This is a genomic window from Priestia sp. BR_2, from assembly GCF_041954005.1.
Classification (GTDB): domain Bacteria; phylum Bacillota; class Bacilli; order Paenibacillales; family Paenibacillaceae; genus Paenibacillus_AQ; species Paenibacillus_AQ lautus_A.
On the sequence record NZ_JAVFHM010000227.1, the window covers coordinates 142,756 to 155,449 of the forward strand.

General features: G+C 49.5%; 8 protein-coding genes. All 8 read right to left on the reverse strand.

The features are described from left to right. Positions 1-57: 57 nt before the first annotated feature. The gene (locus RB298_RS17800; protein WP_486047804.1) at positions 58-1,290 is read right to left on the reverse strand and encodes an RICIN domain-containing protein; all 1,233 of its coding nucleotides are present in this window, start codon (positions 1,288-1,290) and stop codon (positions 58-60) included. A 351-nt stretch (positions 1,291-1,641) separates the two neighbouring features. Continuing rightward, positions 1,642-2,145, reverse strand: coding sequence for a VOC family protein (locus RB298_RS17805; RefSeq protein ID WP_486047805.1), 504 nt, complete (start codon positions 2,143-2,145; stop codon positions 1,642-1,644). Positions 2,146-2,160: 15 nt separating this feature from the next. Continuing rightward, positions 2,161-3,504, reverse strand: a complete 1,344-nt coding sequence (locus RB298_RS17810) for a helix-turn-helix domain-containing protein (RefSeq protein WP_486047807.1) — start codon at positions 3,502-3,504, stop codon at positions 2,161-2,163. Between the two features lie 312 nt (positions 3,505-3,816). Beyond that, positions 3,817-4,611, reverse strand: a complete 795-nt coding sequence (locus tag RB298_RS17815; RefSeq protein ID WP_192572155.1) for a DUF2935 domain-containing protein — start codon at positions 4,609-4,611, stop codon at positions 3,817-3,819. Positions 4,612-4,749: 138 nt separating this feature from the next. Beyond that, positions 4,750-7,134, reverse strand: a complete 2,385-nt coding sequence (locus RB298_RS17820) for a polyprenyl synthetase family protein (protein WP_486047809.1) — start codon at positions 7,132-7,134, stop codon at positions 4,750-4,752. 97 nt (positions 7,135-7,231) lie between these two features. Continuing rightward, a complete protein-coding gene (locus tag RB298_RS17825) occupies positions 7,232-8,008 on the reverse strand; it encodes an alpha/beta hydrolase (RefSeq protein WP_486047811.1) in 777 nt (258 codons plus the stop codon). A gap of 153 nt (positions 8,009-8,161) precedes the next feature. Next, positions 8,162-11,626, reverse strand: a complete 3,465-nt coding sequence (locus RB298_RS17830) for a glycoside hydrolase family 2 TIM barrel-domain containing protein (protein WP_486047812.1) — start codon at positions 11,624-11,626, stop codon at positions 8,162-8,164. A 265-nt stretch (positions 11,627-11,891) separates the two neighbouring features. Continuing rightward, complete coding sequence (locus tag RB298_RS17835) at positions 11,892-12,305, reverse strand: YugN-like family protein (protein ID WP_009592953.1); 414 nt, start codon at positions 12,303-12,305, stop codon at positions 11,892-11,894. Positions 12,306-12,694: the final 389 nt, after the last annotated feature.

Genomic DNA, 12,694 nt, shown 5'->3' on the forward strand with positions numbered 1-12,694 from the left:
AAGGCAACCCTCCCCAAAATGAAACAGGCGGTCCCAAACGGGACTGCCTGTCCAAGCTTAATTGATTTTGGTGAAAGCCCACTTCTGCGCATCCGTGCCATTGTCCGTCCATTGCTGAACGGCAGCCCCGTCCGCGGTGGAGGCACTGGCTACATCGACTGCAAGCCCGCTCGCTTTGGACACAAGTTTATAATAACCGCCTCCAACATCAATGATCCTCCATCGCTGTGCATCCGTACCATTATCATTCCATTGCTGCAGCTGAACGCCGGCGGAAGTGGACGAATTCGGCACGTCGAGAACTTTGCCGCTATGCACGGCCGTGAGTTTGTAGTATCCGTCTCCCGTGCTTTCCACCCGGAACCTTTGGTTATTGGCGACGTAGTTGGTCCACTGCTGGATTTTGGCGCCGCTGACCGTGGACACATCCACGACATCCATCACTTTGCCGCTCGCCTTGGAAGCGATCGTATAAATCCCGTCGCTGATGACATTCGATGCACCCGTGTCTTGGTACACGCGTACGTAATCCACCAGCATCTGCGATGGGAACGGCGTGGAATTGTTCGGACTGCCCGGCCAATTTCCGCCAACCGCCAAGTTCAGCAATAAGAAGAACGGACGCTGGAATTCCTCGGTATTGCCCGTTCCGTTCTCAATATAAAATTCATTGAACTGCTGACCGTCCACAAACCAGCGGATGTATTTAGAATCCCACTCAATGCTGTAGACATGGAACTGGGAAAAATCCAGATTGCCGGATACCCGACCGAATTCGGCGTGACCTCCTGCATCCCAGTGAACGGTACCGTTCACGTATGGATTCAGATTTACCCGTTCCATAATGTCGATCTCTCCGCTCTTCGGCCAGCCGACCGTGCTGATGTTGCTTCCGAGCATCCAAAACGCCGGCCACAAACCTTGGCCCGACGGCAGCTTGATTCGAGCCTCCACTTTCCCGTAAGTAAAGCTCTTCAAATCCTGGGTTTTGATCCGGGCAGAGGTGTAATTCATCCCGCCATAGGATTCCTTCTGCGCCGTAATGACAAGGTTACCGCCGGAGACCTGCAGGTTCTGTGCGCGATCGGTATAATACTGCAGCTCATTGTTTCCCCATCCGCCGCTGCCGGTACCGATTTCCGGCGTCCAATTGGATCTGTTGAGCGAGGTCCCGTTAAACTCGTCACTCCATACCAAATTCCAGTTCGGCGCCGCATTGGTTTTGTTCACAGGCAATAGAACGACCAGAAGACTAAACAGCAGAACTACACATATTCCTTTTCTTAGCATCATGTTCCCTCCTATTTTCATCGGATTCAGGTTTCATGGATACCTAGTGTGCCAGCATCGTGCGGACCGTCTACTGAAGCTTCGTATCACCTCTCTTTCTCGTTCTCTCGTCTTGCCTTAAACCAATCTATGATGGAAGATTCACTTGTTGTTCTCCTATAAAACACCGTAAATAATGCGCTTACATTTCCATTATATTCCTGTAGTATGCTACTATCAACCTAAATTTATATTATTTTACATTCGTATTTTATTTCTTTCATTAAATTCCTTACGCTTCTCTCCATATCAAAAAGCCGGCTGCTAGAGCCGGCTTCTGTCACTTCCCTATTTCCTCGTACAAATTCTAACTTATTCACGACATATCATGAGTTTATTCCCATCGGGATCCTTCACGACGAACCAATGGTTGTGCTCGATTTCCGTCACGAGTTCCACGCCGAGCTTCTTCATATATTCCAAAGAACCTTCCAGGTCCTCTGTCATCAGCATGAAGGCGGGAATATCGATAGACGGTGCTCCCTCGGGCTGATCTCCCCCCCACTTCGGCATCGTATCCAGAATCACGCCCGTACCTTCCATGGGCAAAGGACATAAATGTCCGTTCATAATCTGGCAATCGGCCTCTGGGATGCCCAGCACGCGGCAGTACCAGCTGCGCGACGCTTCGATATTCCGTACCGGAATGAATATGCTGCCCACTTTGTTCTTAATGGGGCTTGCCTGTGTATGGTTGTCCGTATTCTGCATGGATTCGTTCATGGTTTTTCCTCCCTGGATCATCTTTAGCACGCGTGGTGCCTTAAACGGTCGATACCCTTCCGGCAGCTCTTTTCCGACAGGCCATCTGCTCATGAGCTCCCTCCATTCTTATGTCTGCTGCTTGATTTTAACCGGAACATAACACTTCGCTTGGATCATTCCATCATCTGACGCTCCCTCCAGTTCGTAACTGGCATACCACAGGCGCTCTGGATCCGGCGTAAACTCGCTTGAAGCATCGAGCCATCGATAAATTCGATGAAGTACGCCTGTCATCGCGCCATAAGCACCTGATTCCAGGCAGGCATAGGTACCGCCTTCCAACTCAACCTGCACGTCCTTATCTTCAAGGGTTGGAAGGAACTCCTCCGGCGGAACTATATAAATCTCGTAGGCGGAGCTTTGCTTCAGCAGAGCGTCGTCACAGCTCATGAATACGCGAATACGCGAGTCGCCCCTAAACCCGTTACGCGATAACCAGGCAATCGAAGCTTCATCCGCTTGTTCCACGCAGTCCGGCCCCTTTCTGCGAAAGGCTATCGCCTTAAGCGTGGACAACTCGACAATTTCGATCTTTCCCATCATTTTGCTTCGTTCCACGGGAAGGTAAAGCTTCATGCGAACGATTTGATTCTTGTTCAGTACATATTCTTCCATGAAATGATGCTTTCCTTGCTCAAACACGCTGCGGGGCAGCCATTCGGAGAACAAGCGGTTCCATGTGTTCTGAATGCAGTCTTCCGCCACCGATGGCGTTCGGACCACTGCATACAGCCCGCCATCAAGAACGATGGCTTTCAGTTCCGGATGCTTCATCATCTGGGCCCGCTCCTTCACGTCAATAGCGAGCAATTGATATCCGCACGGCTTGCTTTCATCCTCCAGATCCACGTTCCAACCGAAGAGCCTCAGCTCATGGATATCGATATGGTGAGAAGACATAAGCGTCCGGAAATGCTCGATCGCAGCGGTTTCTATCCCTTTCTCATGCTCTGCAGCAAACAGGCAACCAATCCCTTTCCGGGGAAGCAAACGGGTAACCCTTACTTCAGGAAAGCGTTCAGAAGCATCCCGCTCTCCCATGAATGTTGTCCGTTCATTCAGGTTCATCCGTTCAAAACTGTAGACCAGCCGAGCTTTCCGGTATGCTCCTGGAGTTAGTCCTGTGCACCTTTTAAAGGATTTCATGAATGCCGGGTAGGACTCAAATCCACAGCGGTACCCGATATCGATGGTCGGCAGATCGGTATTGCGCAAACAGCTGGCGGCTTCGCTGATCCTGCGTTTTCGTATGTACTCCTTGACGGGGTGTCCCGTTATACTGTGAAACAATCGGTAGAGATTCGGCAATGACATGGCTGCCACGCCGGCAATTTCCTCGAGTGCCAGCGGTTCCGTGAGATGATCTTCGACAAAATCAATGGCGCGTTGAACGATTTCACCGGTCTGCATTTCTTGTCCTTTCTCTCACTTATGATTGTAGCTTCCTATGAAGACATCATACCAAATTTCAGCGAAGGCGAACTGTACTTTTTTATCAAAAACTCGATCTCGTCATGGCAAAATCAAAAAAGCAGCCTCTTCATTGACAGCAAGAGAACTGCTTTCCATTCAAATTGTTAACTTGGTCGGCTTGCTTGGAGATGCTGCTCCCGTAGATCGCCATAAGTGCGACGGGGCCCTTTTTCCAGTGAATGTTTAGCCCCATGAGAAGAAAGTAAAGATTGCCTTTTTTAACTCGAGAAAGAGCCCATCCTTCATCCATCAACCTGTGACTCTCGGCTTCGTCGGATCGCAGTTCGGGCTCTGTACTTCGCCCAGAGCAGCCAGCTTGGACAGATAGTAGCATTCTTCCCGATACATATGATCCGGCATCAGCGGGTTGATCCGGTCCAGCACTTCCCCGCGCAGCTCAAGCTCCTCGAGTTCCGACAGAAAGTGCATGAACACTCTCATTTCCAGGTTTACATCGGCATGAAATTTGCGCAGGGCGGGAAAATCCTTCAGGCGGGTCCGCAGGTACCCTGTCATTTCAACAGCCTTCAGATAAAACCCTTCGAAATCTTTCTGGAACGCCATGCTTTTGGCAATCAACGGCTTCTCGGCAAAATCCAGATCGGCGGCCAGACTTGCCGCATGACCAAAGGCATCCTGCAGCCAGACCATATCATAATGCAAAGGATGGAACAGCGGCACTCCCTTCCCCTCTTGCAAGGCCTGCAAAATTCGCAGGTATTCCTCCAATTCATTTACCATGTGGTTGATAAAGGACGGGGTCAGGAGAAAATCTATGGTGCCTGCAAGCTGCCGTTCTAATAAATTCAGCTTGAATTCGCGCAATTCTTGCGAAGCACGAAGGGCTTCTTCGTTCAGTTTAGCGATGAATGTAGATGCATCCGGTCGCCGAGATTCACTGAGAAGCCTATCAAATCTGGTCATTAAGGATTCTGCGGTAGCGATGTCCGCTTTTTCCTTTGGCGACAGCGCAGTAAAAATAAAACGGCAATGGTCCCCAAGAATCTGCAGCCAAAACCGGTGCTCATACAATGGATCACTCATTGGCCTTGCCTCCTCTGGCAGCTTTATTCTCAGAAAATATATGCAGCTGCCGTGGGAGTAGAACGATTGACGACTCCAGCCGGAGCAATCGCTTGCCTTCGTTTAGACTACCGACAATCTACGCGTTACGGGACCATCTTAACGTTCACGATTAACCATATAGTTCAATAGATGCTTGAGAAACGCCGTATTGCGCGGCATTTCCTGCAGCGCCTCCATCGCCTGGCAATAATGATCCCACATTTCCCGGCTGGCCCCTTCCTGCCCCAGAATGCTCACGAAGGTCGAGGTGTTGTTCTCCGCATCCTGTCCCCCGGGTTTGCCAAGCTGCTCCACGTTCCCCTGCACATCCAGCAAATCATCCTGAATCTGAAAAGCAATGCCTGCGTGGTAAGCAAATTTCTTCAGGATTGCGATTTCTGGCTCCTTCACCTGAGCCAGAATGGCGGGCATAACCAGCGATGCCTCGAACGCGATCCCCGTCTTGTAGTAACAAACCGTATTCAACTGCTCCAAGGACAAGGCCGTTCCTTTTGAATTCAAATCCATCGCCTGGCCGGAACACATATCTCCCGCTCGCTGGGACGAATACCGTATCAGCTTCAACACCGTTTTCGGGTCAAACCCTTCCAGGGAGGATTGCTCTTCGATCGCTTTCTGTATTAGGAACAAACCGGTAATTTCCGCCGTGGCGCTATCGTGAACCTGATGCAAGGTCGGCCGCCCTCTACGAGTAGAGGCGTTATCCTGGGAAGGCAAATCATCGAATATCAAGGATGCGGTGTGCATGTATTCAAGCGATCTCAGCAGGGGCACGATGGCTGATGCCTGCAGTCCATATTCCTTCACGGCCATTACCCAAGTCAGAATGGGTCTCAGGCGCTTGCCATCCCCTTCGAGCGAATAATTGGCCGCATCGATCAGCGACTCTTTCATCGGCGGTATGCCGGGAGTCTTGTCGATTTGCAAATGTTGGTTAATCTCATCTCGAACGGATTTAAACGTATCGATAAAATAATCCTTCTCTTTCCGCTCGTTTCTAAGTACGGTTACCATCTGGTCACGCAGCAATTTATCAAGGAAATCCACCTGATCGGCTTTGGAAACCATGTGCTGGATAAGACGATTGAATTCCGGGTTCCCGGAAGCGAAAATATCCATAATTTCATTGTATTTCTCGGTGCCGAGGCGTTCTTTGCAGCGCTTCAGTCCATTGATGGCCCGGTCGAGCATCACCTCTCGCGTCTTGGCGTCCGAATGGTACACGTTATGAATCAGGTGGGAAATCACCGCCCAGTATAATTCAAAAGGATTGATGAGGTCCTGGCGTTGGCCGCGATATTGTAGATAGTAAGTGTAAGGTGTTACCGCCCCGTCATTCAAGTCTTGGAACATATCGGCAAAATCATCGGCCAACTGGTTGTAGATCCCATAATAGAACGTTCGGTCCTCGAAGCCTTCATCCGCCGCTGCGCTTATTACGGAACGGACAATTAATCGCGAGGAAGAGGATTTCAGGATGATCGGCAGATATAATTCTTCATTGGTATAATCCGGATTCGCAAGGTCCTTGATACGGTCAATATGCTGGGAATGAAAAAACACGTTGGACTGCTCGAAAAAAGTTTGCTGCGTTTCCGTGCGCTGCCGCCCTTGAATATACTCGAATGCATCCCGGAGTTCCTGATGCACGAAATGAACGAGCTCCATGTTTTTACCGCTCCACTGGCCAAGTTCCGGTACTTTCCCGGTAAGCAGGGCCTGCCGTATCATGTGGGAGTACTGTTCCTTCTCCTGGGCGTTCAAGACCCCTGAATCGAGCAGATCGTCTATGAAAGGATAGGTTAATCCGTAGGAATAACCCAGCCGGATCGCATCGTCAAGACGCGCTGAGCGTTCCGCTGGCGATGTTTCGCCATTCAAATCTTCCATAACATGCATGACAACCCCGACGATAATTTTGATTAATTTGCGCTGGGCTTGCTCTGCATCCATCTTGTCCGGGATGTGGGAGGCTACATGCTTCAGTTTGTTGATGACCCAAATCACGGCTGTTTCAATGCCTTCCTTCTGCGCCCAACGGTACAATCCCGCCAGACTCATAAAATCCGGCGTGTCTCCCTCTTTTGCTCCGTTTGAGCGAACCAGAAGTTTTCGGGTATTCGCAACAACGCGTCGTATTCTCTCTTTCGTATCAGGGGAATCCAGCGCCATGCCCAGATCCCTCATATAAATATAGGAAATGCTTCGATCCAAATAATCATCCAATTCGCCTGTATAGTTGAGCCATCCGATGTATCTATGATAATCCCGGTTATCCGGCTTTTTCTTCGCCGGCAAAATAGAGGACAGCCATGATTGACGTTGAACATGCTTTCTTTTCCATATGAGAATGTCTTCTGTCAGGATAGGCACATAACTCTTATCCTTTACCTGTACATGGAGCGATGCAAAATACTGAGCAGCCTTCTGCTCAGCCTGCCGATATCCCGTATCGGCGTAATCTGTATATGCCACATTCATATGATGGAATCCCTCAACTTCTTTAAATGTTAAACATGCATCCATGTTTATAACCTTTATACGCAGAAGTTTCAATCGGGTTACATTTCAGTTACAGTTACAGGGAATCATCCATAGACTGAAGCCAACGCCCCATGGCTTCCGACACTTCGTCCAGCTGCTCGGCATCGGTGATGGCGGGTTCATGGTCTCCTTTTTGCATACCGTAAGCTCCGAATTGCCCGTGATTTCCGCCCTCAATCTCTACATAGGTGGTAGCTTCCGGCAGATTCTTTTGTGCAGCCTCCCATTTCGTTCGATCAAGAACGCCGTCCTGCGTACCGGTGATCTGAAGCGCGGACAGGTTTAATCCGTTCAGACTGCCTCCATCGTCAGCGTATGAGGCCATGAAATATACGCCGTCAATGACATCCGCATGTTCCTTGGCATATCTCGCGGCAAAAACGCCGCCTAAGGAATGCCCACCGATAACATATCGGTTGTCTGGATGCTCCGCTATGAAGGAATCTGCCTTGTTCTGTCCGAATATGGCAAGATTCAGCGGCATGGAGGCAACATACACGCGATGCCCTTTCTCCGCCATTCTCTTGGCAAAAGGCGCGTAACTTTCGGGCTCCACCAATCCGCCCGGATAAAAAATAATGTCGGGCTGAATCACTTGCCCATCCACGGGCTCGAAGCGATAGCCGTCTTGGAGACGTTCAACCGCTACCTTCGCGTCGGTTTGAAATACCGCTTTCGCTTCATCCAGCGGCTCGTAAGTAAGTGAATCCAGTATGGCAAGACCTGCGATAATTATGATGGCCAAGATGGACAATATCCAAATGAATGGCCTGATCCATCTTTTGCTCCTCGGTTCATGGGTTTGCTTCATGTCTATCACGGTCCCTTCAATCCAAAATATGATATCATATCAAATTATACCGCAGGGTTAATTAAATTCCTACGCGCCTGTTCGGACACCCTTACATCCTTCATAACGAAACCAAGCTGCCGAGTTGATCGGCAGCTTGGTCTATCTCGCATATTATGAATCTGTTCGCACAAATCGGAACCAGCCAAAATCAAATTGGCTTCCCGGCAGGAAGATGAACGTCACCTTCTGTTTGCCGGCCACGGGCTCCAGATCGAATACCTGCTCTTCATATTCGTAGGCTTGCCTAAATTCGACCAGCCGGTTGCTTTCGCCATCCGGATGCGCAAACCGAATATGAATCGTATTTTTATCTAAGGCGGATCTGCCGTACACCACCAGTTTCGATGCACCGTCGGCTAAGAAATCCATCTCGTCAAACTCGAGGGAGACGTTATTTCCTATCCCTTGAACAAACCTGTTGTCCAACACCGTAAAGGTATCCCCGTAAATCCGGTCGCAATCGGCGGCAAAGTTGGGCTCAAAGGCTCGATTCCCCGGTTGAAAATAAAACCCTTTGATGTGCACCTTCTGGCGAAGGACAAAGCAAATCGACGTAATGCCGCGCAGCTTCTTGGACAATCGGTAGGTTTCTTCCTGATACACGTTCCATTTGGACTCCTTCTGATAAATGCAATCGGCCAGCAGGGAGCTGTCCTCTTCGCCAGGCATGCCCTCCCAGATTTGCAAAGCGTACGCTTCGCTTGAAAGAGCAAATATCGGAATCGTAATCGTATCCGAGCCATGGGGGCCAAAATCGATGTCCCGGAACCCGACCTGCGTCTCGCCGTCTCTGCTCGTGGCTACGCCTCTTTCGTTTCCGTTCCCGACTTCACCTTGACTGTAATCATATAATCCTGCAGATATGAAAGAGTATGGATCCTTGTATGCTGCAGCCAAACCGTCGACCTTAAATTCAAGCTGGGAGATGAGCCGGGTTTTACCTGTCCCGTTCCGGCTCGTACATCTTAATCGAAATTCCCCGTCGCCAAGGGCTGTTACGATGGCAGCATGGCCATTGGCCTCGACGCTCGCAATATTGGATTCGATGCCGGCATCGTTTACGACGGCCCATTCGACTTCCTGATAAGAAGCTGCCAGTGGATGCAATATGGCCCGAACTGTCATTTGTCTATTCGCCGGATCAAAGACCTGACCCTTTTCGCTGATCAGCTCAATCTTACGAAGCGGAATCTCGTCCCTGTTTCCTGTCAGGCATGGTCCCTCCTCATTCCTCATGCTTGCGGATATTCCTTGCGTCACATCATCCTGTACGGGTATGGAAGTCAAATGAAGGGATTGACGCTCCATGCCTGTGGAGGACACCTCGATCCCGATTCCGCCGGGCTCCAATGTCGCACCGATGATCGCCATCAGCTTGCCGCTGAACAGTCTTCTGCTTAGGCCTTTGTACGGATCGTAATCCGTGCTGTCCCCATTATCGAGACCCAGCAGCCGTCCCGCCCCCGTGACATGGACCTCCATACGGTTATTGGCATTCTCGACGGAGTGCCCATCCTCATCTTCCATCGTGATCTCAACGAAGATGAGATCTGTTCCATCGGCCCTCAGCTCTTCTTTATCCGGACGCAGGACGATCCGCTTGGCATCGCCAAACGATCGTTTTGCATCCGTGGCTACGATACGGCCTGTTTCGTCATAAGCGATCGCTTTCAATTCGCCTTTGACGTAAGGAATCTTCCACCACCCAACCAGTTCTCTTCCTCGTGCATGGTCAATGTCATGCGTACCCACGGTTTCCCCATTGAGTCGTAATTCTACTTTTGGCGCATTGGAGCAGATGCGAACATCTATCATCTGACCGTCATTGAAATCCCAATAGGGCAGCAGATGCACCATGGGCTTCGTTTTGTAATCCGTCCAGGCGGCTTGATAGATATAATAGGAGTCCTTCTTGAAGGTTGCCGTATCAATCTGTCCGAAATAGGAGTTTTTAGTATGGTACGGCGTAGGCTCACCAATATAATCGAACCCGGTCCATATGAATTGACCGAGCGAGAAGGGCGTATCCCGTTCAGCCAGGATGCATGCCTCCGCCGATTTCGCTCCCCAGCTAGTCGAGCTGTTGCCGAGGGAAGAACACTGCTCGTCATCATCGGCCAGGATGGATTTTTCGAACGGGAAATGGTAGATGCCTCTGCTTTGTACGACGGACGCGGTCTCACTGCCATATATGATCCAATCCGGATGTTCCCGGTGATGGTTCTCGTAATATTTCTCGGCATAGTTATATCCCGCTACCTTCACGATATCGGCACATTGCTGCGCGTTCTCCCAAGGCATATAATTCGATCCGATGGTAACCTTTGCATTTTGCTTGGGATCGTATGTATAAACCTCATCCATCAGCATTCTTGTGATATCCTGGCCCCTCTCGTCCGCATGAGTATCATATATCTCATTCCCGATGCTCCACATGATAAGGCTCGGATGGTTGCGGTCCCGTTTGACCCAGCTTTTCACGTCACGCTGAACCCATTCCCGAAAGAACCTGGCATAATCATAAGGCGTCTTCGGCCGCTCCCACATATCGAAGGCTTCCGATACAATCAGCAGCCCCATTTCATCCGCCAGCTCCATCAGCTCCTTGGCCGGCATATTATGGGCGGTGCGAATCGCGTTAACCCCCATTTCCTTCAGAATTTTAAACCTTCTCGCCAATGCGGTTTTGTTAAAGGCTGCTCCCAAAGCGCCGAGATCATGATGCTCGCATACGCCGTTCAATTTGAATTTGCTGCCGTTCAGCAGGAACCCTTGATGAGGATCCAGCCGAATGTGTCGGAATCCCACGTTATGAGTGACGGCTTCCAAGATTGCATACTGCGAAACTGTGGAACGCTTGGTTCCGCTCAGCTTCATTTCGGTGACCAATTGATACAAGTTAGGTTCTTCCGGACTCCAGAGCAGCGGATCCTTGACAGCTAATGTTTGCGTATTTATGATGCTGCCTGCACTGCTGCACGTGTGATTGGCGTCGACCCGGTCAGAAGCCTCGGCGATGATCTGCCCATCCTTCAAAATCACATGCTTGATCAGCACATCATCCACGACCTTCATTTCCGTCTCGACTTCAACCAGCCATCCATCTTCCCGATGCTTAGTCGCTATATAAACGCCGTCCGTGACGATGTGGTTGGATTCCCTTGTCTTTAACCATACATTCCGATAAATGCCTGCCCCGGAGTACCATCGGCTGTTCGGGCTTTGATGCACAACCTTTACGACGATGACATTCGCACCGTCCCGGAGCGCATCCGTGATCTCGTGTTCAAATGAAGAATAGCCATACTTCCATTCGCCCATAGGACGACCATTGACATAGACTGAAGAATCCATGTACACACCGTCAAAACAGAGGAAGACCTGACCGCCGTCATTATTCCGCAACCATTCCTTCCGGTACCAGCCAATGCTGTTCTCGTATAAATCCTCCGTGTTATGTATGAGCCAATCATGAGGAAGATCAACAGGCTGAAATTGTAGATTCTCCGAATCTTCAACGTCCAAACCGCTTTTTGCAAACGTCCATCCATCATTAAACAAAGCTCTTTTATTCATGGGTGATATCACCTTCTTCGTCTATTTATTAATCAATGAGGACCGCATATTCAGTCAATCTTACTATATCAGGATGCTTTATCATTTGAGCCTTCTCCAAAAAAGTTCTAAGGTTTTCAAAGGATGATCTTTAATTTTTGTATATTCTTGCACTGAACAAAAAAAGAGCCCTTCGCATGCAGCATGCATCAGAGCCATTGCTTCATTATATTGCAGATGTGCCAAAAGAGACCAAGCGTCCCGAATCTCTTAGGATATCTTAATGTTAATGCAAATACCCCGTCTCCACCTCGTCCAAGACTTTTCTCGCTTGTTCAACCCACATATCGTCCACCGAGGCGTCAGGGTCGATCGGCGACTGGAATTGATCGAAGAGAGCTCCCAATAAACGTGGTCTCGCATGCTTATCGGTTCCCTTATTATATATATGCCTGAAGACAAATGGTCGGCCAAGCTTGATCGTTGCATGGCATCCGCCGCATTCGCCATCCAAGCTGCCCTTGGTTACGTGAAAGGGAATGCGAAGCCACACCATCCGCTCCTGATCCAATCTCCTATCCAAATAGCCATGCTTGTAATCCCAATTGCTGGCTAACGTAAAATCGTGTTTGCATAGATAAGTATCGATGTTTACGAAACGATCCTCCATATTCTCCAGTCGCGATTCCAAATTAATCATGTTAACGCCCACCTTCACATTTTAGTTCTAGGATGGACGCGAACTCCCGCCTTTATACGGTTCGCTGCTGCTTGCGGTATCCTGATGACCGATTGTGTTCGGGTGCTGAAGTCGCTTATGCTTGCCCACTGTCTTAAATTACTAGTCATGATGACATAGCTCTCCCATTCTGGATCGCAGTTATTAAATATAATGCTGACCTTTCCCAAAACAGTGACACTGGACCAACCAAGCGCCAAAAACGCAACTTTCTTCCTGAGCTGTTAGCCTTATTCTTGTTCATATTCATATAATTTATGTCATTTAGTTATATTATTCCATTTTGTATCTAGTTCCTTTTATACCGATCACCCGTTCGATTGATTGGTGACTATAATGTCCTGTAAGAA